This window comes from Roseovarius atlanticus, assembly GCF_001441615.1.
GTDB classification, from domain to species: domain Bacteria; phylum Pseudomonadota; class Alphaproteobacteria; order Rhodobacterales; family Rhodobacteraceae; genus Roseovarius; species Roseovarius atlanticus.
In genome coordinates, this window is sequence record NZ_LAXJ01000002.1 from 181,438 (window position 1) to 207,924 (window position 26,487).

General features: G+C 63.7%; 25 protein-coding genes and 1 tRNA gene. 14 read left to right on the top strand and 12 right to left on the bottom strand.

Going from position 1 to position 26,487, the window contains the following annotated elements; genetic code table 11:
- Window positions 1-64: 64 nt before the first annotated feature.
- From gyrA to XM53_RS01170, 3 genes are all read left to right on the top strand, one after another.
- Window positions 65-2,794, top strand: coding sequence for a DNA gyrase subunit A (gene gyrA, locus XM53_RS01160; RefSeq protein ID WP_057790276.1), 2,730 nt, complete (start codon window positions 65-67; stop codon window positions 2,792-2,794).
- A gap of 10 nt (window positions 2,795-2,804) precedes the next feature.
- On the top strand, window positions 2,805-3,560 hold the full coding sequence (locus tag XM53_RS01165; protein WP_160321351.1) for a hypothetical protein: 756 nt from the start codon (window positions 2,805-2,807) through the stop codon (window positions 3,558-3,560).
- An 84-nt stretch (window positions 3,561-3,644) separates the two neighbouring features.
- On the top strand, window positions 3,645-3,995 hold the full coding sequence (locus tag XM53_RS01170; RefSeq protein WP_057789452.1) for a DUF6614 family protein: 351 nt from the start codon (window positions 3,645-3,647) through the stop codon (window positions 3,993-3,995).
- A gap of 130 nt (window positions 3,996-4,125) precedes the next feature.
- On the opposite strand, the gene XM53_RS01175 is transcribed toward XM53_RS01170, so the two are convergent.
- Entirely contained in the window at window positions 4,126-5,244 is a 1,119-nt protein-coding gene (locus tag XM53_RS01175; RefSeq protein WP_236544394.1) for a polysaccharide biosynthesis/export family protein, read from the bottom strand.
- 117 nt (window positions 5,245-5,361) lie between these two features.
- Here XM53_RS01175 and XM53_RS01180 point away from each other — a divergent pair, with 117 nt between their 5' ends.
- From XM53_RS01180 to XM53_RS01190, 3 genes are all read left to right on the top strand, one after another.
- Window positions 5,362-6,183, top strand: coding sequence for an NAD-dependent epimerase/dehydratase family protein (locus tag XM53_RS01180; RefSeq protein WP_057789453.1), 822 nt, complete (start codon window positions 5,362-5,364; stop codon window positions 6,181-6,183).
- Window positions 6,180-6,794, top strand: a complete 615-nt coding sequence (locus XM53_RS01185; protein WP_057789455.1) for a sugar transferase — start codon at window positions 6,180-6,182, stop codon at window positions 6,792-6,794. Before XM53_RS01180 ends, XM53_RS01185 begins: the two co-directional genes overlap by 4 nt.
- A 197-nt stretch (window positions 6,795-6,991) precedes the next feature.
- A complete protein-coding gene (locus tag XM53_RS01190; RefSeq protein WP_057789456.1) occupies window positions 6,992-8,872 on the top strand; it encodes a polysaccharide biosynthesis protein in 1,881 nt (626 codons plus the stop codon).
- A gap of 7 nt (window positions 8,873-8,879) precedes the next feature.
- Here XM53_RS01190 and XM53_RS01195 read toward each other — a convergent pair whose 3' ends face one another.
- From XM53_RS01195 to XM53_RS01205, 3 genes are all read right to left on the bottom strand, one after another.
- Complete coding sequence (locus XM53_RS01195; RefSeq protein WP_057789457.1) at window positions 8,880-10,712, bottom strand: ABC-F family ATP-binding cassette domain-containing protein; 1,833 nt, start codon at window positions 10,710-10,712, stop codon at window positions 8,880-8,882.
- Window positions 10,713-10,758: 46 nt separating this feature from the next.
- Window positions 10,759-11,496, bottom strand: a complete 738-nt coding sequence (locus tag XM53_RS01200; protein WP_057789458.1) for a GNAT family N-acetyltransferase — start codon at window positions 11,494-11,496, stop codon at window positions 10,759-10,761.
- Window positions 11,497-11,584: 88 nt separating this feature from the next.
- A complete protein-coding gene (locus tag XM53_RS01205; protein WP_057789459.1) occupies window positions 11,585-12,031 on the bottom strand; it encodes an outer membrane protein assembly factor BamE in 447 nt (148 codons plus the stop codon).
- Between the two features lie 98 nt (window positions 12,032-12,129).
- On the opposite strand from XM53_RS01205, the gene XM53_RS01210 reads away from it, so the two are divergent.
- From XM53_RS01210 to XM53_RS01245, 8 genes are all read left to right on the top strand, one after another.
- Entirely contained in the window at window positions 12,130-12,684 is a 555-nt protein-coding gene (locus tag XM53_RS01210) for a YceD family protein (protein WP_201455361.1), read from the top strand.
- Between the two features lie 151 nt (window positions 12,685-12,835).
- Window positions 12,836-13,042: a 50S ribosomal protein L32 gene (gene rpmF / locus XM53_RS01215; RefSeq protein ID WP_057789461.1), complete on the top strand. Its 207-nt coding sequence runs from the start codon at window positions 12,836-12,838 to the stop codon at window positions 13,040-13,042.
- A gap of 25 nt (window positions 13,043-13,067) precedes the next feature.
- Window positions 13,068-14,168, top strand: coding sequence for a phosphate acyltransferase PlsX (gene plsX, locus XM53_RS01220; protein WP_057789463.1), 1,101 nt, complete (start codon window positions 13,068-13,070; stop codon window positions 14,166-14,168).
- Window positions 14,165-15,139: a beta-ketoacyl-ACP synthase III gene (locus XM53_RS01225; protein WP_057789465.1), complete on the top strand. Its 975-nt coding sequence runs from the start codon at window positions 14,165-14,167 to the stop codon at window positions 15,137-15,139. Before plsX ends, XM53_RS01225 begins: the two co-directional genes overlap by 4 nt.
- 111 nt (window positions 15,140-15,250) lie before the next feature.
- On the top strand, window positions 15,251-15,553 hold the full coding sequence (gene ihfA / locus XM53_RS01230) for an integration host factor subunit alpha (RefSeq protein ID WP_057789467.1): 303 nt from the start codon (window positions 15,251-15,253) through the stop codon (window positions 15,551-15,553).
- A gap of 10 nt (window positions 15,554-15,563) precedes the next feature.
- On the top strand, window positions 15,564-16,556 hold the full coding sequence (locus XM53_RS23670; protein ID WP_082630665.1) for a MerR family transcriptional regulator: 993 nt from the start codon (window positions 15,564-15,566) through the stop codon (window positions 16,554-16,556).
- Window positions 16,557-16,618: 62 nt separating this feature from the next.
- A tRNA-Pro gene (locus XM53_RS01240) sits at window positions 16,619-16,695 on the top strand.
- 79 nt (window positions 16,696-16,774) lie between these two features.
- Entirely contained in the window at window positions 16,775-17,851 is a 1,077-nt protein-coding gene (locus XM53_RS01245) for a 2'-deoxycytidine 5'-triphosphate deaminase (protein WP_057789469.1), read from the top strand.
- On the opposite strand, the gene XM53_RS01250 is transcribed toward XM53_RS01245, so the two are convergent.
- From XM53_RS01250 to XM53_RS01285, 8 genes are all read right to left on the bottom strand, one after another.
- Window positions 17,848-18,066: a hypothetical protein gene (locus tag XM53_RS01250; RefSeq protein ID WP_057789471.1), complete on the bottom strand. Its 219-nt coding sequence runs from the start codon at window positions 18,064-18,066 to the stop codon at window positions 17,848-17,850. The two genes, XM53_RS01245 and XM53_RS01250, sit on opposite strands and share 4 nt — an antisense overlap.
- Window positions 18,067-18,150: 84 nt before the next feature.
- The gene (gene scpB / locus XM53_RS01255; protein ID WP_057789473.1) at window positions 18,151-18,822 is read right to left on the bottom strand and encodes an SMC-Scp complex subunit ScpB; all 672 of its coding nucleotides are present in this window, start codon (window positions 18,820-18,822) and stop codon (window positions 18,151-18,153) included.
- 7 nt (window positions 18,823-18,829) lie between these two features.
- Entirely contained in the window at window positions 18,830-19,618 is a 789-nt protein-coding gene (locus XM53_RS01260; RefSeq protein WP_057789475.1) for a segregation and condensation protein A, read from the bottom strand.
- Window positions 19,611-20,618 carry a beta-N-acetylhexosaminidase gene (gene nagZ / locus XM53_RS01265; RefSeq protein ID WP_057789477.1) on the bottom strand — a complete coding sequence of 336 codons (1,008 nt, stop codon included), beginning with the start codon at window positions 20,616-20,618 and terminating at the stop codon, window positions 19,611-19,613. Before nagZ ends, XM53_RS01260 begins: the two co-directional genes overlap by 8 nt.
- A complete protein-coding gene (locus XM53_RS01270; RefSeq protein WP_057789479.1) occupies window positions 20,615-21,583 on the bottom strand; it encodes an SPOR domain-containing protein in 969 nt (322 codons plus the stop codon). Before XM53_RS01270 ends, nagZ begins: the two co-directional genes overlap by 4 nt.
- A gap of 80 nt (window positions 21,584-21,663) precedes the next feature.
- Window positions 21,664-23,409, bottom strand: a complete 1,746-nt coding sequence (gene argS / locus XM53_RS01275) for an arginine--tRNA ligase (RefSeq protein WP_057789481.1) — start codon at window positions 23,407-23,409, stop codon at window positions 21,664-21,666.
- A 48-nt stretch (window positions 23,410-23,457) separates the two neighbouring features.
- A complete protein-coding gene (locus tag XM53_RS01280) occupies window positions 23,458-25,293 on the bottom strand; it encodes a cation:proton antiporter (protein ID WP_057789483.1) in 1,836 nt (611 codons plus the stop codon).
- Window positions 25,294-25,296: 3 nt separating this feature from the next.
- Window positions 25,297-26,466: a deoxyguanosinetriphosphate triphosphohydrolase gene (locus XM53_RS01285; RefSeq protein WP_057789484.1), complete on the bottom strand. Its 1,170-nt coding sequence runs from the start codon at window positions 26,464-26,466 to the stop codon at window positions 25,297-25,299.
- Window positions 26,467-26,487: the final 21 nt, after the last annotated feature.

Sequence of the window (26,487 nt, forward strand, 5' to 3'; positions counted from 1 at the left end):
CAATTGCGACAGGACGGGATAGCACGTGAACGACACGCCGGAAACCCCTGAAAACGAAGACGAAATGCCGCCAGAGCGCCCCGTTTACGACGGACCTTCGGTGTCGATCATCGACGAGATGAAGACGTCCTATCTGGACTACGCCATGTCGGTGATCGTCAGCCGCGCCATTCCCGACCTCCGCGACGGGCTGAAACCCGTGCACCGGCGCATCCTTTACGCCATGCACGAGACCGGCAATACCCACGACAAGGCCTACCGCAAATCCGCCCGCCCCGTGGGTGACGTCATGGGTAAATACCACCCTCACGGCGACAGCGCGATCTACGACGCGCTGGTGCGGATGGCGCAGGATTTTTCCATGTCTTTACCGCTACTTGACGGTCAGGGCAACTTCGGCTCCATGGACGGGGACAACCCCGCCGCCATGCGTTATACCGAGGTGCGGATGGACAAGCCCGCAGGCGCGCTGCTGGCCGATATCGAGAAGGAAACCGTCGACTTTCAGGACAACTACGACGGCAAGGATCGCGAACCCACGGTCCTGCCGGCACGGTTTCCCAACATGCTGGTCAACGGCGCCGGCGGTATCGCCGTGGGCATGGCGACGAACATCCCGCCGCACAACCTGGGCGAGGTCATCGACGCCACCTTGGCCCTGATCGAGAACCCCGATCTGAGCTCCGAACAGCTGATCGAATACATCCCCGGCCCGGACTTTCCCACGGGCGGTATCATGCTGGGCCGCTCGGGCGCGCGGAAGGCGTATATCGAGGGGCGGGGCAGCGTGATCGTGCGGGCCAAGACCCGCATCGAGGAGATCAAAAAAGACCGCTATGCCATTATTATCGAAGAGATTCCCTATCAGGTGAACAAATCGGCGATGATCGAGAAGATCGCCGAGACCGTGCGCGAGAAACGCATCGAGGGCATCACCCATGTGCAGGACGAATCCGACCGTCACGGCGTGCGCGTGGTGGTCGAGTTGAAGCGTGACGCCACCGCCGAGGTGGTGCTGAACCAGCTCTTCCGCTTTACCCCGATGCAGACGCATTTCGGCTGCAACATGCTGGCGCTCAACGGCGGGCGGCCTGAACAGCTGACGCTTTACGGCTTCCTCAGCGCCTTCATCTCGTTCCGCGAGGACGTGGTGGCGCGGCGCACCGCCTATGACCTGCGCAAGGCCCGCGAACGCAGCCACGTGCTGTGCGGCCTGGCCGTCGCGGTCAGCAATGTCGACGAGGTCGTGGCGACCATCCGCGCCTCCGCCGACGCCGCCGAGGCGCGTGAAAAGCTGATGACCCGGCGCTGGCCGGCTGGCGATATCCTGGAATACATCGCCCTGATCGACGACCCGACACACAAGGCGAATGACGACGGCACCTACAACCTGTCCGAAACACAGGCCCGCGCCATCCTGGAACTGCGCCTGCAACGCCTGACGCAGCTTGGCGTGAAAGAGGTCACCGACGAGCTCCAGGAGCTGGCTGGCAAGATCAAGGAGTACCTCGCCATCCTCGCCAGCCGCGAGCGGATCATGCAAATCATTTCCGATGAATTGCAGGAGGTTAAGGACCAGTTCTCCGTCCCCCGCCGCACCGAGATCGTCGACTGGTCGGGCGACATGGAGGACGAGGACCTGATCGAGCGCGAGGACATGGTCGTGACCGTAACCTCGGGCGGCTATATCAAGCGCACGGCGCTGGCCGATTTCCGCGCGCAAAAGCGCGGCGGCAAGGGCCTGTCGGGGATGCAGACCAAGGAAGAGGACGTGGTGACCACGCTTTTCGTGGCCAACACGCATACCCAGCTGCTATTCTTCACCACCGACGGGATGGTCTACAAGTTGAAGACCTGGCGGCTGCCGCTGGGCGGGCGGACATCGAAGGGCAAGGCGATCGTGAACATCCTGCCCATACCCACCGGCGTCAGCATCGCGGCGATCATGCCGGTGGACGTACCGGAAGAGGAGTGGGAGAACCTTCAGATCTTCTTTGCCACCTCGGCCGGGGACGTGCGGCGCAACGCGCTGAGCGATTTCACCAACGTCAAGTCGAACGGCAAGATCGCGATGAAGCTGCCCGATGAGAACACCCGGCTGGTCAACGTGCGGATCTGTTCCGAGGACGATGACGTGATGCTGGTCACCGATTCAGGCCGGGCGATCCGGTTCCGGACGACCGATGTGCGGGTATTCAAGGGGCGCGATTCCACAGGCGTGCGGGGGATCCGGCTTCAGAACGGGGATACGCTCGTCTCGATGTCGATCATCCGGCATTTCGAGGCCAGCCCCGACGAACGGGCCGCCTATCTGAAGATGCGCCGCCAGATGGCCGGCGCGGAGGATGGCGAGACCGGCGAGGACGAAGGCAATGCCGACGCGCCTCTGCCCCCCGAACGGTTCGAAGAGATGCAGGCGGCGGAAAACCTGATCCTGACCATCACCGAACAGGGCGCGGGCAAGCTGAGTTCGAGCCACGACTACCCTGTGCGCGGACGCGGTGGCATGGGCGTGCAGGCTATGGACAAGGCCATGCGCGGCGGTGCGCTGGTGGCGTCCTTCCCGGTAGAGATGGAGGATCAGATCATGCTGGCCACCTCGCGCGGGCAGTCGATCCGGGTGCCGGTCGAGGGTATTTCGTTCAGGTCGCGCAGCGCCGGCGGCGTGAAGGTGTTCAACACCGGCAAAGGCGAGAAGGTCGTCAGCGTGGCGTGGATTGCGGAGACCGGAGAAGAGGAATTGCTGGACACAGAGACAGCAGAGACGAATGCGGAGGACCAGGAGGCCACCTGATTTTTCGGGGATGCCGCTCAAAACACGTCGTTTTGAACGAATTTCGCCTAAATTCGTCGGCAAAAAAAGGTCAAGGATGCCCCGGATATCTGCTGCCCCTGGGGCGGGTATGACCTTGATGCAAAGACAACAACGCTGGATCGACTATCCGGGTCTGAACATGATCCGCGTCGTTATCGGATCTTATTTCATGGCGATCGCGCTTGGCCTGATTTCCGGTGTCGCGCCGCCTGCGCTGTTTTTGTCGATCACCGACCCTGGCACCGCCGATCTGGTCGGGACGGTTGTGCTATTTTCGGTCACGGCGGCGTTCATGCTGGGGCTGTATTTGCGGCTGACATCGCTGATGCTGGCCATATTCATATTCGCCAGCAGCGTCACGCAGAACCTGGTGCTGGCCGAAACCGCGCTGGTCGAACCGTTCTGGCGCGACCTGACGATGGTTTGCGCGGTACTGCTGAGCTATAGCTGCCTGAAGCGGTCCGAGGTCAGCCGCGCGGCGCTTGTGATGCGGCGCGGCGCGGCGCAGCGCCTGACGGCCGATCAATTTGTCGTGCCGCGCCGCGTGACCACCGGTGCCGCACCTTCGGAACGTGCACAACCCCAATCGCGCCTGAAGCACTCGATGCAGCCGCTGATGCACGCCCGAACGCCCCAGGCCCCGGCACCCGCCGCAGCAGCCGAGTCGCGGGCGCCAAAGGTGGTGTCTGGGCGACGCGAGGACGAACCGGACATCGACATCGACAATATCTTTGCCACGGGGTAACCCCGCTCTGCCCGGGCGGGCGCGAACCATTTGGCAAGGTTTTCGTGTGATACTGCGCGCAGTTCCAAAGGTAAGCCGCGCGTCATGACCGTTTACACCTGCCAGATCGACCTAAAGAAGGATGCCCAGGCGATGCTGTTCGCTGCGGCGCTGGAAAACTGGATGGCCCACTTGCAGGCCGCCGGCGTGGTGGGCGCGTGGACGCTGCTGCGCCGCAAGCTGAACCTGGCGTCGGACGTCTATCGCGATTTCCTGCTTCAGATCGAAGTGTCGGATATGGCCCAGCTTGACATGGCGTTCCGCTGGGTTGGCCAACAGGGCGACGAGGCGGAGACGCTGTATGCCCGGATGCACGACATGATCGACAAGGCGGACTTTGCACTGTACCGCCCCTTCCCGGACCCGGAGCGGGCCGAGAGGCTGGCCATCATCTGATCGGCGGGTGCGTGAAGCGTTTCGCGACAAACCTGAACCACGGCTTCCCCGTGAAACGCAGGACAACCGCCAATCATCGCACGCGTTTCGCCTTTGGCTGATGGCTCAGGTCAAAAGCGAAACGTTTTGATCAGTTGGTGACGTTGTTGACCGAACCAGTGACGCCGATGATCGTGCCGAAGAGCCCGATGATGGTCCGGGCCGAGTTGATCGGCGACTCGGTTGCGTAAAGCGTGTCGTCGGGCTGCATATAGAACTGGCGCGCGGCGAACAGACCGTCTGCCGACGTAAGATCAAAGCTGAAGACGACCTGCTGCTTGTTCGGACCGGCGAGACCGGGCTTGAGATCCCTGGGCTGGTAGTCGCGCAGGATCAGGACGCCCTTGGGGTTCGCGGTGCCGGCATTCAGGCCGCTGGTCGACGACAGCGCCTCCATCACGGTCATGCGTTCCTTTTCGAAATAGATGATCTTCTGGCTGCCGGTTGCCCCGAGGGAGGTGAAGCTGCGCTCGTCTTCGACCACGACGATCTGATCGCCGCCGACGACGCGAATGTTGCGATTGGCGTTCTCAAGCACCGAAGAGACGCGCGTCTCATAGGTGCGACCACCGCGTTGCAGGCGAACCAGGGGGTTGCGCAGCGAGGAGTTGACGCCGCCCGCCTGGGCGATGACGCTTAGCAGACGCGTATTCCGGCTTTCCAGCGGCAGGCGGCCCGGGGCCCCGACACCGCCGACCATATCGACCGAGTTGTTGCGCCCTGGCACAACCGAAAGCTGAACCTGCGCCGATGGCTGGATCTGCTCGAACTGCGATTGCAGGCGCACCCGCGCGGAGGACGGAGTGAGTCCGCGCACCGAGACCTCTCCGACATAGGGCAGGAACACGCGGCCCGTGGCCGAGACCGTCTGCGGCGGAATCTCTGCGGCGGTGCCGTCGGGGCCGGTCAAAAGCGAGTTCTCTTCGCTGTCCCACACCACGATATTGACGGTGTCGCCGGTCTGGATCGTCGAAGAGTCAGGACCGTGATCGGCGCCGAACCAATGGTAATGTCCGTGCGTTCCGCTTTGCGGCCATTTGGCCAGCAGCGGCGTCAGCTCACGCGTGACCTCAACCAGCTGAAACGAAGGGTTTTCGGACTTTTGTTCCTTGAGAACCTCGGATTGCACCGCGGCCCCGCGCGGCAGGGCGCAGCCGGACAACGCCACAACGCATACGGCCACCAGAATGAACCGAAGATTCTTTTTCACTGTACCTGTCCCCCCAAGGGATTGCTTCGGTTTCCTATCGCATGGACGTGATGATAGACAATGGGGTAATGGAAAAAGTCGGCGAACTTGCAGAATTTCCCCTAACGGACGGCCATCATGCGGATACTGATCACGGGCTCGGGCGGGCGGCTTGGCCGGTTGCTTTACGCGGCGAGGCAGCTGGAGGGCGTGCCCGGTGCGGAGGTCGTTTTTCAATCGCGCAGTGCCGGCCGCGACGTGCAGTGGCAGCCGGGCGCCCCCGTGGCGCAGCTTCCGGACTGCGATGCGCTGGTGGCGCTGTGGGGCGCCACCAGTGGCAGTGCCGAGGACCTTGCGGTCAACGCCAGACTGGTGGCGCTGTCGCGGCAGGTGGCGCAGGAATGCGGTGCGCAAATGGTGTTTCACCTGTCGTCGGCCGCGGTCTATGGCCCGGGTGCGCGCCTGGCCGAAACCGCGAGACTCGCGCCGCGCACGCCCTATGGCACGGCGAAAGTAGAGATGGAGCGCCGGGTGCGAGAGGGCGGCGCAGGTGTGCAGGAGTGCGTGCTGCGACTGGCGAATGTGGTTGGCGCCGATAGTCTGGCCGTGGCGCTGACGTCGAACGGAGCTGTCACTCTGGACAGGTTTGAAGACGGTCGCGGGCCGATGCGCAGTTATATCGGAGCAACGGATCTGTTGCGGGTGCTGAGCGCGCTGGCCAAGGCAGAGACCGACAGCCTGCCCTTTGCCTTGAACATCGCGGCGGCTGCTCCGGTGGGGATGGACGACCTGGCCCGCGCCGCGGGAAAGCGCGTGACGTGGCGGACGGCGCCGGCGCAAGCGGTGCAGGAGGTGTCGCTGGACACGGGCCTTATGCAGTCCCTGCTGCCCGCCGTGCGGCCTACGTCCGATGCCGGTGCGTTGATTGCCGGGTTGACCGCGCTGGAGCGCGTCGCATGACCCCCGGCAAGCGACTGATGGATATCGTGTTGGCCCTCGTGCTTGCCGCCGTGCTCTGCGTTCCCACCGCGATTGTCGCCCTGATCGTCTTGGTGCGGGACGGTCGGCCAATCCTGTACCCATCGAAGCGGATGAAGGCACCGGGCCAAAGCTTTACCCTGTGGAAGTTCCGCACGATGGCAACTGCCGATCGGGACGCCTCGGTCTCGGGCGCGTACAAGCAAAGCCGAATCACGGCCACGGGCCGCGTCCTGCGGCGCACGCGTCTGGACGAGCTTCCGCAGCTTTGGAACATCTTGCGCGGCGACATGAGCTTTGTCGGCCCGCGCCCGCCCCTGCCCCGCTTCGTGCGGCTGTGTCCGGAGATTTACGCCGAGGTGCTGAAAAACCGGCCCGGCGTCACCGGTCTGGCCACGCTGGTCTTTCACAAACGGGAAGAACGATTGCTGGCACAATGTCATACTCAGAGCGAAACCGACGCAGTCTATCTGCGACGCTGCGTGCCGGCCAAGGCCAAGATCGACCTCATTTGGGCGCGCAACCGGACCGTGTGTTTTGATCTGATCCTTATCCTGGCCACGGTTCGGCGGGTTTTCGCCTTTCGCGGATAAGGCGACAAAACCTTTACTTTCAGGATCTAGCGTGTTCCGAAAGCGTCTATGCTTTGCATACGCAGCAGAATATTGCTTGAGGGTTCTGGACCATTCGTCCTATCAGTGTAGATGTATTTCTGCTCAAGGTTAACGAGTGTTGGATGGGTGTGTAGTTTGAAGTTTTTACATCCAACGATCACGAGAGGCGGGGCTTGATGCTTTACAAGTTGGCGATTTCGCTTTCCCGTCATCAGAAACAGAAAATCCTTTTGGCTATTGACGGCGCGCTGATCGCCCTGTCGCACGTGGCCGCCGGCGTCCTGCTTCTCGGCACTGACGCGATTGGCGCGAACATGCAGGCTTTCCTGCTGAGCATCGCCTTGGTGACGTGCACCGGTGTGGCGCTGATCCTGCTACAGGGGCTGCACAAGATAAAGCTGAACGCCTACCAGATGCAGGGCGTCGTGGAATCGGCGCTGGTGGCTTGCGTCATGATCGGCACGGGCCTGTTCGTTTCCTACGTCCTTCTGGAAATGCTGTTCCCGCCACCGCTTTACGTGGTGATGGGCATGTTGTTCCTGATCCTGTCGATCTCATCTCGGTTGCTCTTGCGGCAGGTGCTGTTGTCGGTTTACCGGCGCGGTAACGCGCGGCTGCCGATCATCATATACGGGGCCGGCCAGACCGGTCAGCAACTGGCGACCGCTCTGACGGTCGACGACGCCGTTGCGCCGGTGGCCTTTGTGGATGACGATCTGCGTCTTCAGGGGATCACGATCGCGGGGCTGCGCACATATTCGCCGGCCAATCTGGAAAACCTGATCCAGCGTTATCAGGTCAAGCGCGTGGTGCTTGCCATGCCAAGCGCCAACCGCGCGGTGCAGTCGAGCATCATCAAGCGGCTGGCCAACACCTCTTGCGAGGTCCATGCGATGCCGTCCTTCGCGGACCTTGTCGCAACCTCGGGATCCAGTCTGGCCGAAACGAAACCTGTGGACGTGAACACCCTTCTAGGACGGGCCGGGTTCGACGCTGACCTGCCGGGCGTGTACGACACCTATCGCAACCGCAATATCCTGATTACCGGGGCTGGCGGCTCGATCGGGTCGGAACTGTCACGGCAGCTTTTGACGTGCCAGCCCACCAAGCTGGTGCTGCTGGACCACAGTGAACTGGCCCTGTTCGACACGCACCGCGAGCTTAGCGCGATCATGCCCGAGGCGACGGTGATTCCCGTCTTGGGCAGCGTGACCGAGGAAAGCCACATGGCCGATGTCATGCGGTCCCACAAAATCGACATCGTCTTGCACGCCGCGGCCTACAAGCATGTGCCGATGGTCGAGCAAAACGCACTGGAAGGCATCCGCAACAACGTCTTCGGGACGCGAATCGTCGCCAGCGTGGCGATGCGCCTTGGCGTGGAACGGTTCATTCTTGTGTCGACGGACAAGGCGGTTCGGCCGTCCTCGATCATGGGTGCGTCCAAACGCTTTGCCGAGCTGGCGGTGCAGGATCTGGCGACGCGGTCGACCAATACGCGGTTTTCCATGGTTCGGTTCGGAAACGTGCTGGGCTCGTCGGGGTCGGTCATCCCGCTGTTTCAGGAACAGATCGCACGCGGCGGACCGGTGACACTGACCCATCAGGACGTGACGCGGTATTTCATGACCATCCCCGAAGCGGTGCGTCTGGTCTTGCTGACAGGATCCTTCGCGCGGGGCGGTGACGTCTTCGTGCTGGACATGGGGAAACCAGTGCCGATCTACGAACTGGCCCGACGGATGATCGAGAATGCCGGCCACACGGTGCGCGATGCGGAAAACCCCGGCGGCGATATCGAGATCGAGGTGACCGGCCTGCGCCCGGGTGAAAAGCTGCACGAGGAACTGCTGATCGGGTCCGACATGCTGACCACGCCGCACCCCAAAATCCTGCGGGCGCAGGAAAAGCATTTGTCGGAGATCGAGATGGCCAACGCGCTGCAATCGCTGCGGCAGGCCATCGACAGCCGCAACGTGAAACAGATGGAAGCCACGTTGCATCAATGGATGGAAAAGAGCGACATGAAGGTCGGAGGGAAATCCGTCAACGAGTGAGCCGGCCTTAGCCCGCATTCTCGGCCTTTTCCGCCAATGTCAGCCATTCTTCCTCGGCCTGTGCCAGCGCGGTCTGGCGCGTGCTGAGCCCCTCGGTCGCTTTGGCGAACTTGACCGGTTCGCGGGTGAAGAGATCGGGGTCGGACAGCAGACCTTCCAGCTTGGCGATTTCGGCTTCGAGGCGCGCGATTTCTTCCGGAAGCGTGTCGAGCCGGTGCTGATCCTTGAAGCTGAGCTTGGGTTTGCGGGGCTTGGCCGGTTCGGCGGGCTTAGCCGTAGTGGCGGCGGTAGATGACGGTTTACCGGGTTTGTGGTCGGCGGGGGCGTCGGGCGTGGCGCGCTGCGCCATGTAGTCGGTCCAGCCGCCGGCATAGACGGTCTGCCGGCCGCGTCCTTCCATGGCGACTGTTGTGGTGGCGACGCGGTCGAGGAAATCGCGGTCGTGGCTGACCAGAAGGACAGTGCCTTCGTAATCGTCGAGCAGTTCCTGAAGCAGATCCAGCGTTTCGATATCCAGGTCGTTGGTCGGCTCGTCCAGCACCAGAAGGTTGCTGTCCCGCGCCATCAGCTTGGCAAGCAGCAGGCGCGCCTTTTCGCCCCCCGAAAGCGAGCGCACTGGCGCACGGACTTGGCGTTCGTCGAAAAGAAAGTCCTTGAGATAGCCCACCACGTGGCGCGGCGTGCCGCGCACCATGACCTGATCGGCCTGCCCCGAGACGCGCATGTCGGGATCGCCGGTCAGGCTGTCCCACAAGGTCATGTCGGGATCGAGCTGGGCGCGGGCCTGGTCAAAGACGACGGGCACGAGGTTGGTGCCGTGGCGCACCTCGCCCGTGTCGGGCTCGAGCGATTTCATCAGGAGATTCAGCAGCGTCGTCTTGCCGACGCCGTTTGGGCCGATGAAGGCCACGCGGTCCTTGCGCTGGATGGTGAGGGAGAAGTCGCGCACGATGGGCGCGCCCTCGAAGCTTTTGGAGATGCCAAGCGCCTCGATCACCTTGCGCCCCGACTGCGGGCCGCTGGACAGCGCCATGGCGGCGGTGCCCTGGCGCTTGATCTGCGAGGCGCGTTCGGCCCTGAGCGCCTGAAGGTTTCGCACGCGGCCCTGGTTGCGTTTGCGCCGGGCCGAGATACCCTCGACCGCCCAACGCGCCTCTTCGGCGATCTTGCGGTTGAGCTTGTGGCGGGCCTGGTCCTCTTCCTCCCAGACCTTGTCGCGCCAGGCTTCGAAATCCTCGAACCCCTTTTCCTGACGCCGTGTGGCGCCACGGTCGATCCATAGGGTGGCGCGGGTGAGCGCGCGCAGGAAGGCGCGGTCGTGCGAGATAAGGATATAACCCGCGCGGGTTTCGCGCAGTTGCTGTTCGAGCCAGCCAATGGCCTCGATATCGAGGTGGTTCGTGGGCTCGTCCAGCAGCATGAGATCAGGCGCCTGCGCCATCAGCTTGGCCAGCGCGGCGCGGCGGCGCTCGCCACCCGAGGCGGTGGCCACGGGGCGGTCGGGATCGAACTTGAGGCCCTCGGCGGCCATTTCGATGCGGTAATGTTCGGCCACGTCCAGGTCATCGGCGGCGAAGGCTCCGAGCGAGTCGAAGCCGGCCATGTCGGGCTCTTGCTCCATGTATCCGACGGAGGCGTCGGGGTGCAGGACGCGGGTGCCGCGGTCTGGTTCCACGAGGCCGGCGATGACCTTCATAAGGGTCGATTTGCCCGAGCCGTTGCGGCCCACCAGCGCCACCCGGTCGCCGGGTTGAACCACCAGCGACAGGTCGTCGAAGATCGGCGCTCCGCCGAAGGTCAGGGAGATGTCGGAAAGCTGAAGAAGGGGTGCGCGCGCCATGGCGCAGCGCTATCCCGCGTAACGTATGGCGTCAAGCGGCGACGCGCTAGCCCGCGACGGCCCGCAGCAGGCGCTTGCGCGAGGCCGGTATGGCGTTGATTTCGAGCCCGGTAAAAACGTGCAGGGTGTTCATCTGCTGGTCCACCACCGCGTGGTCGCTGACCCAGCCGCCCATCACCAGATATGTGCGCAGAAGCGGCGGCATCCGCAGCATGGCCTGCTTGGCGTCGGGCTTGCGCAGGCGCAGGGCCTGGGCGAAACGAAAGACCGACGGCGCCTTGACCCTCGGCAGCCACCGGCGCGGCGCCAGATGACGGTCCTTGAGCATCGCGAAAGCGTCGAGATAGGTGTCGGCATCGGTGCCCTTGAAAGACGAACAGCCGAACAGCAGCCCGACGTCGTTTTCATCGACATAGCGGGTCATCGCGGCCCAGGCCACGCGCAGGATATCCGGATCGCGGGCCTCGGGGTGGATGCAGAAACGGCCCATTTCGACCATGCGGCCGGGAAAGGCGCGCAGCGCGGACAACTCGTAGAACTGGGCGGAATAGCTGCGCCCGATCTCTTCGCCGCCATCAAGAGGCAACATCCGGAAACAACAGATCAGGCGATCGTCCGAGGTATCCTCGACAAGGATGTGCGTGCAGATATCGTCGAAGCTGTCCTGGTCCAGCGCCGCGCTGTCCTCGGCGCCCTTGAAGGCCAGTTGGCGCAGGCGCTGCGCCGCCTCGATGTCTGCTGCGCTTTCGGCAGTCCGCGTCCGGTAGCGTCCCTTGCTCAACATGTCAGCCTCATCTGTGACGGTCGCTTAGACGATATATATGTGCGAACCGCTTAGCATGAAGCATGTGACAGGCGAATGACGCAGAAGCCTAAAAGAACTCGCCCGGATCGACATTTCCGAAGTTGCCCAGAAGCTGACGCAGGAAGCCGTTGCTGACGACCGAGGAATCGGTCACCCGGCGGGTTAGCGGCACGACGTTGCCGTCGGCCAGCGAGAAGGTCTCGATGTTGGCGATGGTGTCGTTCGGGGCGAAGCTGATCGCCAGCACTTGGCGCTCGATCACCTCGGGGCGGTACATGCCGACTTCCTTGATGCGGCTTCGCACGTAGTAGTAATCGCCCCCGCTGAGCATCCCGGCGGAGGACGGCGGGCCGACCACGTCGTCGACGGTTTGGCGGGTGTCCACGCCCACCTGAAGGTTGTTGAGGTCTTCCTGAAGCGGAATGTACCCGTGGTTGCGATAGGTCGGCGTACAGGCCGCAAGCGCCACGGCCAGGCACATCATACCCCCCAGTTTGGCAAACCAGATTTTCATGCCACCCCTCTTCGCCTCTTCAAACGGGTCCCCAATGACCTTTTCATCCGATACAACAAGGTAGCGGTAAGGTTCAAGAAAGGATAGGTCATACACCCATGACCGAGAAGACAGAAAATCCGACCGTGCTGCATCTGGCACAGATGGCGATGAACCGTCCGCACCCGTTCCGGATCGAGCCCGACCCGGCCACGATGGCGCGGATGGCCGAGGATCTTGGTATCCTGTCGCTGAAAAAGGCCGTGTTCGAGGGCGCGATGCATCCCGACGACGGCGAGAACTGGCGGCTGGAGGCCCGGCTGGGTGCCACGGTGGTGCAGTCCTGCGTCGTGACGCTGGATCCGGTGACGACCCGCATCGAGGAGCCTGTGACGCGCAAGTTTCGCAAGGACTGGCCCGGAGTAGACACCGACCAGGAAGAGGTCGAGATGCCCGAGGACGAGACCATCGACCCTCTGACCGACCATATCGACCTTTTGGCCTTCATGCAGGAGGCCATCGCTCTGGCCCTGCCCCCCTACCCGCGCAGCACCGGGCAAGAGCTGGGAACCGCCCGTTATGCCCCCCCCGGCGTGACGCCGATGAGCGACGCCGACGCCAAGCCGTTCGCGGCCCTGGCCAAGCTCAAGGAGCAGTTGAAAGACGACGACTGAAAGCCCGAAAGAATCGCTGGACAGCAAGCGATTTCCTTGTATTTTCGCGCTCTCACCGGATTTAGGGTTGCACGCCGGGCTCTTCAGGGATTAAGAGCCGCGTCAGCGTATGAAACCGGGCCGAAAGGCCCACAAGATTTGAGGTTGTGACATGGCCGTCCAACAGAACAAAGTATCGAAATCGCGCCGCAACAACCGCCGGGCGCATGACTCGCTGGAGGGTGCAAACCCGAACGAGTGCCCGAACTGCGGTGAACTGAAGCGCCCGCATCACGTGTGTGTTGCCTGCGGTCACTACGCCGATCGCGAAGTCATCGCGCTGGATGACGAGGTCGACCTGGACGAAGACGCAGCCTGAACGGCGGCATCAAGGGACGCGTCCAATGACGGCATCGGCCGACAGCAAGACCAGCGGGCGCATCCTTATCTCCGTAGACGCCATGGGTGGCGATCTTGGCCCGGCAACAGTCGTTGCCGGGATTTCCGTGTCTGCCAAGAAGAACGACCGGATCGGGTTCATCCTGCACGGGCCCGAGGACGTGCTGAAACCGCTGGTGGCCAAGCGCAAGCACCTGGCCGGGCGCTGCGAGATTCGCAATGCGGGCGACGTGGTCCAGATGGAGGACAAGCCGAGCCAGGCGCTGCGCCAGGGCAAGGACACCTCTATGTGGTCGGCGCTGGAATCGGTGCGCAATGGCGAGGCGAGCGTCTGCGTGTCCTGCGGCAATACCGGCGCGCTGATGCTGATGTCGGTCATACGCCTGCGCAAGCTGCCGGGTATCTACCGGCCCGCCATCGCGGTGCTGTGGCCGTCGCAGAACCCGCAGCGGCATAACATCATGCTGGATGGCGGCGCCGATATCCGGGCGGATGCCAAGGACCTGATGCAATACGCGCTGATGGGCACGTCCTATGCCCGCAACGGCTTTGGCCTTGAGCGGCCGCGCGTCGGGCTGCTGAACGTGGGCACCGAGGAGCACAAGGGCCGCGCCGAGCTGCGCGAGGCCTATGACCTGATCGAGGGCAACGCGCGCAACGGCGATTTCGAGTTCGTGGGCTTTGTCGAGGGGCGCGACCTGCCCGGCACGGTCTGTGACGTGATCGTGACCGACGGCTTCACGGGCAACGTGGCGCTGAAGACCGGCGAGGGCACGGCCAAGCTGATCCGTGATCTGCTGAAGGAAGCTTTCGCACATACGCCGCTGTCGCGGCTTGCATCGATTCTGGCGCTGACCTCGCTGCGGCGGATGGGCAAGCGGATCGACCCAAGCCGGGCCAATGGCGGTGTTTTCCTGGGCCTGAACGGGACAGTGGTAAAGTCGCATGGATCCGCCGATGCCACGGGGATTTCCGCCGCCGTCAAGCTGGCCTTCGAACTGGCCGATACCGGTTTCACCGAAAAACTGGCGGCACGGGTTGCATCGGCAACCATGCTTGAACAGGATGCCGCCAACGAACCCGACAGTAACGGTGAACAGGCATGACGATTCGCGCCGTTGTAGACGGTGTCGGTCACTACCTTCCTGAACGAGTGGTGCCGAACTCGCATTTCGAGACGTTTCTCGAGACGTCCGACGAATGGATCAGGACTCGGTCAGGGATCGAACGCCGCCATTTCGCCGCCGAGGATCAGACCACGTCCGACCTGGGCACCCGCGCCGCCCTTGCGGCGATGGCCGATGCGGGGGTTGGGCCGGAGGATATCGACGGCATTCTCGTGGCGACGTCGACGCCTGACCTGACCTTTCCGTCGGTTGCCACGATGATCCAGAAAGAGCTGGGCATGACGCGCGGCTTCGCCTTTGACGTTCAGGCGGTCTGCGCCGGGTTCATCTATGCCCTGGCCAATGCCAACGCGCTGATCGTGTCGGGCCAGGCAACGCGCCTTTTGGTCATCGGCGCCGAGACGTTCAGCCGGATCATGGACTGGACCGACCGCTCGACCTGCGTGCTGTTCGGCGACGGTGCCGGCGCGGTCGTTCTGAGCGCCGGCGAAGCCGACGGCACATCCCAGGACCGGGGCATTCTGTCGACTGATCTCAACTCGGACGGTCGCTATCTGGATATGCTGTATGTCGACGGCGGCGTGTCGTCGACCGGCACGTCGGGCAAGCTGAAGATGCAGGGCAACCTGCTGTTCCGGCAGGCCGTGGAAAAACTGACGACCACGGCAGAAGCGGCTCTGGAAAAGGCCGCGCTGAGCGATGACGATGTCGACTGGATCGTGCCGCACCAGGCCAATATCCGCATCATCCAGGGCACCGCGAAGAAGCTTGGCATTCCCATGGACCGGGTCGTGGTGACGGTCCAGGATCATGGCAACACCTCGGCCGCGTCGATCCCGCTGGCACTTTCGGTGGGCGTGGCGGAAGGCAAGATCAAACGCGGCGACGTGATCGTGTCCGAGGCGATCGGAGGCGGCTTGGCCTGGGGAGCCGTGGTGCTGCGCTGGTGATTGCCGGAACAAAGCGCGATTTTTCCGCTTAAACTCTGCCTCCCAAGTCATTGACATTGACTCGGAAAATTCTTCCCCCCTAAAGTTCTTCGCAAAGACAAAGGGGATGTGATGACAAACGACACGGTGACACGGATGGATCTGAGCGAAGCGGTGTTTCGCGAAGTGGGTCTGTCCCGCAACGATTCCGCCCAGCTGGTCGAAAGCGTTCTGGAGCATATGTCGGACGCGCTGGTGCGCGGCGAACAAGTCAAGATATCGTCCTTCGGGACCTTTTCGGTCCGAGACAAGTCTGCCCGCGTTGGACGCAACCCGAAGACCGGCGAAGAAGTCCCGATCAATCCACGGCGTGTTCTGACATTCCGTCCGTCGCACCTGATGAAGGACCGGGTGGCGGCGGGCAACAAGGCCTGAGAGCCTAGCCATGCCCAAATCCGCCGACGCGTTCCGGACCATCAGCGAGGTTGCCGACTGGCTGGAGACCCCGGCGCATGTGCTGCGGTTCTGGGAAAGCAAGTTCAGCCAGGTGAAGCCGGTGAAGCGCGCCGGGGGAAGGCGGTACTACCGGCCCGCCGACATGAAGCTGCTGGGCGGGATAAAGAAACTGCTGCACGACGATGGCATGACCATCAAGGGTGTGCAGAAGATGCTGCGCGAACAGGGCGTGGGGCATGTCTCGGATCTATCGCAACCATTGGGCGATGCCGCGGATGACGTGATCATCGACCATGTCGAGGAGACGCCAGCAGCCACTCGCGTGAATTCCGCGCCCCCGCGCCCGCGCGAGACCGGGTCTGCCGCGGTGGACGACGGGCCGCGCCCTGCCCTGCCCCCGTCTGAGTCAACCGACCCGGAGGCTGAACCTGTCGCGCCGCAGGAACCACAACCGCCGGAGGCGACGCCCGATCCCGCGCCGATTACGCCGGGTGCTGCGCCCGAACCTGCCCCGGTTGCCTCGGACCTTCCGCCCCGCCCCGATCCGATGTCGCAAACCACGACACCGCCGCCCGAGGCGGCGGACAGCGTGGACGAGGACACTCCCCTGACGTTCAGCCGCCGCACACCTGCCCCCGAGCCGGAAGCGGAACAAACCCCTGGGCCGGAACCGCAGGAGGAGGAAACCCCGCCGCTGCCGAGCTTTCTGCAACGGCGGACCGGGTTGTCTGACGGATCCGCAGTGCCCGGACCTAGCGACGAACCGGCCGCCGAGCCGGAAACGAACAGCGCCGAGCCGCCCGCACCGCAGCCGATCGCGGTGAATGTGCCCGATGACCCGGATGACGCGATCACCGCCGATCCGGGCGTTCTGTCGATGCTGGCACGGGTTCGCAAGCCACTGACGCCGGACACGGTTGCCGGTCTGGAAAGACTGCTGCCCCGGCTGCGCGCGACAACGGGTTCCGTCCCCAGAGAGTAGCGCGTGAATCTGGAATTTCCCCCTTGTCCTTGGCGCGAAAACCAGTATGTACGGCCAGACGTCGGGCTATGGCGCAGCCTGGTAGCGCGTCCGTCTGGGGGACGGAAGGTCGCAGGTTCGAGTCCTGCTAGCCCGACCAATTCTTCGCGTACCACAGGCCTTTTTTCCGCGCATCGAGGCAATACGGGCGCCGCGACAGCGCGTGCGAGGAGGATTGCATGACCGGCGTTCTGGCCAGCCAGCAACTGAGAGCGATGATCCTTGACGGGCGACTTTCGGCGCAACCGGCGATCACCGAAGAACAGGTGCAGCCCGCGTCGCTGGACTTGCGGCTTGGCACGACGGCGTACCGGGTCCGGGCGTCTTTCCTGGCCGGGGCCGGTGCCAAGGTCGAGGACCGGCTTACCGAATTCGAGATGCATCGGATCGATTTGTCGGACGGCGCGGTGCTGGAAAAGGGCTGTGTCTACGTCGTGCCTTTGATGGAGCGGCTGGACCTGCCGTCGGATATCCACGCGGTCGCGAATGCTAAATCCTCGACCGGGCGGCTGGATCTTCTGACGCGCACGATCACGGATGGCGGTGAGGAGTTCGACCGAATTCCGGCTGGCTATACCGGGCCGCTTTATGCCGAGATCTGTCCGCGATCCTTTTCGGTGCTGGTGCGGCCCGGAATGCGGCTGAACCAGATCAGGTTCCGGTCCGGTCAGGCGGTCCTGAACGATGCCGCTCTGAGCGCGCTGCACGCCGAAAGCCCGCTGGTGGACGCGGCGCCGGTGATCAGCGACGGGCTGGGATTTTCCGTGGATCTGAAGCCCGAGGCGGGCACGCTAGTAGGGTATCGCGCCAAGCCTCATACGGGCGTGATAGACCTGGACAATATCGCGGGGTATGATGCCGCCGAATACTGGGAAGAGGTCCATAGCGACACGGGCCGCATCATCCTGGATCCCGGCGCGTTCTATATCCTGGTGAGCCGGGAAGCGGTGCATATTCCGCCCGCCTACGCTGCCGAGATGGCGCCCTACCTGGCGATGGTCGGCGAATTCCGGGTGCATTACGCAGGGTTCTTCGACCCCGGGTTCGGCCATGACGCGGCGGGAGGTGCAGGGTCACGCGGCGTGCTGGAAGTGCGCTGTCACGAGGCACCCTTCGTGCTGGAACACGGGCAGATCGTTGGACGGCTGGTCTATGAACAGATGGACGAGATACCCGAGCAGCTATACGGCGCAGGGATCGCATCGAATTACCAAGGCCAGGGGCTCAAGCTGTCAAAGCATTTCCGGGCGGGCTAGAACTTTCCGATCTTGCGCGCGACGCGCATCGACTGGCGCATACGCTTCTGCGTTTGGGCTGTCTGCTGCTTTTGCTGCGGGTCCGGTGCATTCTGACCATCAGCAGGTTTCTTGCCGCGCTTCGACATCTTGTCGATGCCGGCATTCACGCCCGAGCGGATCAGGCGGTTCATGACCATGCGGATGACCATGTTGATGATACGGTTGGCGTTCATTGCGCCCTCCTCGTCATGTGTGTTTTTCGGTATGTAGCACGGAAAAATGAAATTTTCAGGGCGTCTTCACCGAATTGTCGAGGCTCAGTCCTCGAAAAGCTCGGTTTGGCCTTCTTCGGTTTCTTCGTTCAGGTCTTCGTCGCCTTCTCCCATCTGCGGCATTTCACCTGGGGGTGGGCGGTTTTCCAAGAGGCCCGCGGCGCGCAGTTCCTTGAGCCCCGGCAGATCGCGGGCGTTTTCCAGGCCGAAATGGTCAAGGAAATGCTGTGTGACCACGAAAGTCACGGGCCGCCCCGGTGTCATCTTGCGGCGTCCGAAACGGATCCACTCCATCTCCAGCAGTTGGTCGACCGTACCGCGGCTGACGCTGACACCGCGGATTTCCTCGATCTCGGCGCGGGTGACGGGTTGATGATAGGCGATGATCGCCAGCGTCTCGATCGCGGCACGGCTGAGCTTGCGGGTCTCGACGGTTTCCTTTTGCATCAGGAAGCCCAGATCGGGCGCCGTGCGCATGGCCCAGGCATCGCCCACCTTGACCAGATGCACGCCCCGCCCCTCGTAGCGTTTGCGCAGGTGCACCAAGGCCTCGGCGGCGTCGCATCCATGGGGCATCCGCGCCTCGATTTCCTTTGCCGATATCGGCTCGGCGGTGGCAAAGAGGATCGCTTCGCACATGCGCTCCTGTTCGGCCATGGGCGGAGCCTCGAACAGGCTTTCTTCCTGCGGCGCGGGATGATCGGTGTCGTCCGACATGGGCGTCCTATCCTTTTCGCCGCAATTCCAGCGGCGCGAAAACCTCGGACTGGCGCAGTTCGACCTTGCCCTCCTTGGTCAGTTCCAGCGCGGCGGCAAAGGTCGAGGCGGTGGCCGAGCGGCGCCGAGCCGGATCGGCAGTAAAGCCATCGGGCAGATAGGACGCGATGTCGGTCCACGTGCCGGCAAAGCCGATCAGGCCGCGCATCCGTTCCAGCGCCTGTTCCAGGGTGAAAAGCGCCTCGCGGTCGAACGCGTAGGGGCGGAATTCGTCCCGCGTGCGGATCCGGGCGTAGCCCTGCATCAGGTCGAGCAGCGTGGCGGTGTATTGTACCCGCCGGATGCGCGTGACGTCCTCGGGCAGGCCCCGGGCAAAGAAATCGCGGCCCAGCTGATCACGGCCCATCAGCCGCGCGGACGCCTCGCGCATGGCTTGCAGGCGCTCCAGCTGAAAGGCGAGATGCGCGGCCAGTTCCTCGCCCGAAGGCCCCTCTTCGGTCGGGTCCGGTGGCAGCAGAAGGCGGGATTTGAGAAAGGCCAGCCAGGCGGCCATCACCAGGTAATCGGCGGCCAGCTCCAGGCGCAGCGCCTTGGCGCGTTCGACGAAGGCTAGGTACTGCTCGGCCAGTTGAAGCACGGAAATCTTGCGCAGATCGACCTTTTGCGTGCGGCTGAGTGTCAGCAGCAGGTCGAGCGGCCCCTCGTAGCCGTCCACGTCAACGATCAGCGCCTCGGCCGCCATGCGGTCGGTGACGCTTTCGATCTGTCCCATTTCTTCGAACGTGTCTTCAGACATTGCCCCTGCCGTTCAAGAGTCCGGCAAGCTTTGCCTCCAGAGCGGGAATGTCAACCTTTGTTGGCTTTTTCCGTGCTGCGAGGGCGGCGTTCGCGCGCCGCAGAGCCGCCCCGGCCAGGGGGCCTGACGCGTCAGTGACCGCCTTCATTTCATCGAAGGTGCCGTTGCAATGCAGGATCACGTCGCAGCCCGCGTCGAGCGACTGCCGCGACAGCGTTGCGAGATCGCCCTTGAGCGCCTTCATCGAGATGTCGTCAGTCATGATCAAGCCGTCAAAGCCGATCCGGTCGCGGATCAGTTGCATCATGCGGGGCGACGTGGTGGCGGGCCGTTCATCGCAGGCCTCGTAGACAAGATGCGCGGTCATGCCCATCGGCAGGTCGTTGAGGGCGACGAAGGGCCGGAAGTCGGTCTGGGCGAGCGTGTCGAGATCGGTATCGACCACGGGCAGGTCGAAGTGGCTGTCCACCAAGGCGCGACCGTGGCCAGGGATGTGTTTCACCACGGGCAATACGCCACCGTCCAGATGAGCATTGGCCACGGCGCGTCCAACCTTTGCGACCGTATCGGGATCGGTTCCATAGCAGCGGTTTTTCAGGAACGGATGGGTTTGGCGCCCGGCGATGTCCACTAGAGGCGCGCAATTGGCGTCGATGCCAAGCTCGAACAATTCATGTGCGATGATGCGATAGCGCGCGTACATCGCCTGTTCGGCATGGCTTCCGGCCAGTTCGACCTGTTCCAGGGGCGGCAGCCATTCACGCCAGACGGGGCCCCGCAGGCGCTGGACCCGCCCGCCTTCCTGGTCGATCAGGATGGGGGCATTATGATCTGCGGCGTGGCGCAGGCTGTCACAAAGCGCCCGAACTTGGTCCGGGCTGTCGATGTTGCGGGCAAAGAGGATAAAGCCGAAAGGCCGGGACGCGCGGATGAGCGCGGTCTCGTCCGGGGTCAGTTCAGTGCCCGCCACGCCAAAGATCGTGGCGCCAATCGAGCTCACCGTGTCACCACCGGGATGCAGTCGGCCTTTTCCGCCACGAGGGCGGAACAGAAGCGGCGTGCGTCGCTGAGATCGCCAAAGCCCATGGCACGCAGGCGATAGAAGGTGCGACCGCCACTTTGGGCTTTCTGGATTACCCGCTGCTTGTCGTCGAGATATTCCGCAAACTTGTCTGACAGCTTGCCCCACTCCTGTTCCGCAATCGCGGCGCTTTCGAAGGCGCCAAGCTGGGCCATGCGGGTGCCTGCGGGAATGGTGTCGGGGTCGACTTCGGGCGCGGCTTGCGCGGCGACGCTTGCGGCGACGGCATCCTCGACCGTCTTGAGCTGCGCAGGGCGGGCCTTGGGGCGCAACGAGCGCCCGAGCCCTTCGGTCACTTGCCGGGCTGCGGGTTCAGGTTCGGGTTCAGCGGCGGTCTCGCCTGCGGCAGAGTCGGTATCGGCCGGTGCGACGGGGGTCAAGGGGTCCACGCCCTCGGACAACTCGTCTGCCAGGGTGTTGAGTGCCGCCAGCGTCGCCGCGTCTTCGTCACTTTCGACCGCGTCCTGGGATTCGGCGCTGGGGGTGATCTCCTCGGTCGCAGGGTCGACTTCGGTCTGCGTGGCCGCGACCTGCGTTTCCACTTGGGGCGTATCCTCGACACTGAGTGTCAGGGGCTCGGGTGCCAGCACGAGACGATCCGCGGGCTGTGCCGCGGAGCCGTCGGCGGCCACGTCGTTGACGGCAAGCCCCTGGTTTTCAGCCGTTGCGCCGCCGGGATTGTCGGGCTGGATGCGCATCGGGCCTTCGGCGGCGCGCACCACCGGCACGCCGCTGACATCTCGGACCAGAATCTTGTAACCCCAGACCCCGATCCCGATCACGAGGGCCAGCGATATCGCCGCCCCGGCCATGTTGGTGAATTTCTGAACCGATACCTGTCGAACTGTCCCCGCCTGATGGGAGACACCATGCATCTGTGCCATCGCTCGCCTCGCTACCTCCGGCGATACTTGGCCGCCGGTTTGGATTACTGCCACGTCCCCGGCGCTGGCGCGGCTTGTGTCTACCGCATCTCTTCGGCCGGAGTTACGCCCAAGATACCAAGACCGGCGGAAATAACAACGGTTACGGCTCGCGCAAGCGCGATTTTCGCCTGAGAGCCGGCGATATCGGTCTCGTCGAGGAAGCGGAGCGCGGGCAGGTCGTTGCCCCTGTTCCAAAGACTGTGCAGATCGCTGGCCAGATCGTAGAGATAGAAGGCCACGCGGTGCGGCTCGTTCGTGCGGCCCGCGATCTCGACTAGGCGGGGCCATTCGGCGATTTTTTTGGCAACGGCCAGCTGCGCGCTGTCCTGAAGCAATGAGAGATCAGCGGCGGCCAAGGTGGCGTCATCGACGTCGATCCCTGCCTCGCGCGACTTACGCATGACCGAACAGATCCGGGCATGGGCGTATTGCACGTAAAAGACAGGGTTTTCCTTGGATTGCTCAAGCACCTTGTCGAAGTCGAAATCCAGCGGCGCGTCGTTCTTGCGGGTCAGCATGACGAAGCGGGTCACGTCCCGGCCGACATTGTCGACCACGTCGCGCAGGGTGACGAATGTGCCGGCCCGCTTGGACATCTTGAACGGCTCGCCGTTCTTGTAGAGCTTGACCAGTTGGGTGAGCTTGATGTCGAGCGGCACGCGGCCATCGGTAAGCCCGCTGACGGCGGCCTTCATCCGCTTTACATAGCCGCCGTGATCCGCGCCGAAGACGTCGATCAGCGCGTCGAAGCCGCGCTCGACCTTGTCGTAGTGATAGGCGATGTCGGGCGCGAAATAGGTCCAGCTGCCATCTGATTTCTTGACCGGGCGATCGACGTCATCGCCATGTTCGGTGGACTTGAAAAGCGTCTGTTCGCGCGGCTGCCAATCCTCAGGCTTCTTGCCCTTGGGCGGCTCTAGCACGCCTTCGTAGATCAGACCCTTGGCCTCCAGCGCATCGAGCGCCTGTTCGATCCGGCCAGTGCCATAAAGAGATTTCTCGCTGTAGAAGACGTCCATCTGCACGCCGAGCGCGCGCAGGTCTTCGCGGATCAGGTCCATCATCGCGTCGGTGGCGAAATCTCGAACCTCTTCCAGCCAGACATCCTCGGGCTGACCGACATAGGCGTCGCCCACCTTGGCCTTAAGCGCCTCGCCGACCTCGATCAGGTAGTCGCCCGGATACGTGCCGTCCTCAAAGGCGATTTCCTGGCCATGCGCCTCGAGATAGCGCAGGTAGACGGAGCGGGCGAGCACGTCGACCTGGGCGCCGCCGTCGTTGATGTAGTATTCGCGGGTGACGTCGTAGCCCACGTAATCCAGCAGGCTGGCCAGCGCATCGCCGAAGACCGCGCCGCGGGTGTGGCCCACGTGCAGGGGCCCGGTTGGGTTGGCCGAGACGTATTCGACGTTGACCTTCTTGCCCTTGCCCAGCTCGGAGCGGCCATAGGCCTCGCCGCGCTCAAGCGTGGCGCGCAGCACGTCCTGCCAGAGAGTGTCGGACAGGCGCAGGTTCAGAAAGCCCGGCCCCGCCACCTCGGCGCTTTCGATCCGGTCATCGGCGGCCAGAAGACCGGCCAGCGTTTCGGCGATATCGCGCGGTTTCTGCCCGGCGGGCTTGGCCAGGACCATCGCCGCATTGGTGGCCATGTCGCCATGGGCAGGGTCGCGCGGCGGCTCGACCGTGACGTTCGACATATCCAGGCCGGAGGGCAGTTGCCCCTGCCCCTGCATGGTATCAAGGGCGGCAAGGACGCAGGCGCGGATTTCGGTAAACAGGTTCATCGGACAATCCTTCGTTTCCGCGCCGGTTTAACACCCGGGCGGGCCGCGTCAATCCGTGGCGGCGGCCTCGGGCGTCTTGTCGTCGCGCGGGGGACCGAGCCAGAGAAGCTTGAACTCACCCCCGGTCTCGACTTTCGAGGTCTCGGACAAGATCCGCAGACCAATGGTCGAGCTGTGCGTGGCAAGCGGGATGCCTTCTTCGTTCTGGGCCGACCAATCCTCCATCGTGAAATCGTCGGTCATGTTGGTGGCGCGGACCTGCCAGTCCCGGACCATCCTGCTGGCCAGCTCGGTGTAGCCATAGCCCTGCCCCACGACGCGTCCGCCGAGCGAGGCGGGCAGCGCGTGGCGCTTGCTGTCCTGCTTGGCGCGGCCAAGCTGATAGACGTTCTCGCGCCCGAATTCCGGAGCGAGGTCGGTGGCGACAAGCGTATTGTAGGCGTCGTTGTCGCTGAGCGCGAGGACGACGCCGTATTTCATGATCTCGGCGCTGTGCTCGGCCGCCTCGGACAGGACGTCCCCGAAGAAAGTCGGCAAGCCGGCCTCGCGCGCGCTGCGCAGGCGGGCGCGGTTGGTGTCGGTGATCAGGATCGGCACCTCGAGGTCCTGAAGTGTCTTGGCGAACGAGGTTGCGAACTGCGAGCCGCCCGCGAGCAAGACGCCCGGCTGGCCCTTGCCCGCCAGACCCATGGCGCGGGCCAGCGGGCCCAGCGTGAAGCCGTGCAGCACCACCGTGGCAGCCACCAGGGCAAAAGCGAAGGGGGTGAGAAAGGCCGCATCCTCGACCCCTTCGGCCACCAGCCGTTCCCCGAAGAGGCCCGCGACTGCGACCAGCACGACGCCGCGCGGCCCCGTCAGCCCGACAAGCAGGCGCTCGCGGAACGGAATGTTGGTGAAGGCCAGCGAGAAAAGCACCGTCAGCGGCCGCACCAGCAGGATCACCACGGCCACCATCGCCGCGGCGTTCCAGTTGATCCTGTTGAGCGTTGCAACATCCATGCTGGCGGCCAAAAGGATGAACACCCCCGAGACCAACAGGATCGTCGCGTGCTCCTTGAAGCGGCGCAGTTCGGTATAGCTGGGCAGGTTGGCGTTGGCCATGACAACGCCCATGACGGTGACCGCCAGAAGGCCGCTTTCGTGCAGCATGTAATCGGTGACGGCGAAAATCCCGAGCAGGATGGCGAAGAGCACCGGCACCTTCATGTATTCCGGTACGTACGCCCGGCGGAACGCCTCGCTGAGCACCCAGCCACCGGCCCAGCCCAGTGCGCCCGCCACGACGATGCCGCGGATGATCTGCCAGGCCGCAAGACCGAGGCTGCTTTCGCTGGCCGTCAGGACGACAACCTCGAAGGCAAGCACGGCGGCAAGGGCGCCGATGGGATCGTTGACGATGGCCTCCCATTGCAAGAGCTGTGCAGGGCGCCGATTGAGCCGGGCCTGTCGCAGAAGCGGTGCGATCACCGTGGGTCCGGTGACGATCATGATGCCGCCGAAGACGGCCGAGCTCTCCCAGCTGAGCCCACCCACGTAATGCAACGCCAGGGCGCTGCCGATCCATCCTACCGGCGCACCAAGTAGAACAAGGCGCTTGACCCCCTGCTCGGCTCCGCGCAGGGAATGGAAATCGAGCGTCAGGCCGCCTTCGAAGAGAATGATGGCCACGGCAATGGAAATCATCGGCCCCATCAGCGTGCCGATATCGCGCGTGGGGTCGAAAATGCCGAGGACCGGTCCGGCGATAAGGCCCGCGGCCAGCATCAGGACGATCGCGGGCATCCGCAGCCGCCACGCAACCCATTGGGCCCCGACGCCGAGCGCCCCCACCAGCGCGACCGCCATGACCGGGTCGATCGCCCCTTCCGTACCGCCAGTTGCCATCGGCTATATTCCCTTTCCGTGGCTCAATTCGGCGTCGCCGCCCAGCAGCCGCGCATGAGCCTCGAGCGCGAACCGGTCCGTCATTCCCGCGATGTAATCGGCGACCAGGCGCGCCAAGGCCGTCCCATCCGGGGCATCGGCGACGTCCTGACGCCACCGCCGCGGAAGAAAGTCGGGACGCGACATGTAGAACGGAAACAGGTCCTCGACCACATTGGTGACGCGTCTGCGCATCTCGACCACTTTAGGAGCGCGGTACATACGCCTGAAAAGAAAAGACCTTATCTGCTGCAAGTCGGACCACATCGCATCGGAAAATCGGATCACGGGACGCCCCAGGTCGCGTACAGCCTGGGAGTCGGCTGGCGCGGCATTTTGAAGGAGCCTGTGCGAGGTTTCGATGACGTCGGTGACCATGACGCCGAAGACCCGGCGCAGCGCCTCATGCCGGCGACGATAGGGGTCAAGACCGGGATATTTCGCATCCACCTCGCGGTAGCAGTCGCCGACGACGGGAAGTTCGGCAATGTCGTCTTCGGTGAACAGCCTGGCGCGCAGGCCGTCATGCAGGTCGTGATTGTTGTAGGCCACGTCGTCGGCAAGTGCGGCCACCTGCGCCTCGGCACTGGCGAAGGTGCCGAGTTCAAGGTCGTGACGGGCGTTGTAATCGGCCAGAGCATAGGGCAGATCGCCAGTGACGGGGCCGTTATGCTTGGCGATGCCTTCCAGCGTGTCCCATGTCAGGTTCAGGCCGTCGAATTCGGCATAATGCCGTTCCAGCGAAGTGACGATGCGAGTGGCCTGCGCGTTATGGTCGAAACCGCCATACTGCGCCATGAGGGCGTCGAGCGCATCCTCGCCGGTATGGCCGAAGGGCGTATGCCCGAGGTCATGCGCCAGCGCCACGGCCTCGGTCAGTTCGACGTTCAACCCAAGCGCCCGGGCGATGGTCCGGGCCACCTGCGCCACCTCGATCGAGTGCGTGAGGCGGGTGCGGAAATAATCGCCCTCGTGTTCGACGAAAACCTGCGTCTTGTGCTTGAGACGGCGAAACGCGCTGGAATGGATGATCCGGTCCCGATCCCTTTGATAACAGGAGCGAAACGCGCTTTCTTCCTCGGCGTGCAGGCGCGGGCGCGCCTTGGCGGGGTCCGAGGCATAAGGGGTATGCATCGCCTGTTTCCTTGTCGTCCT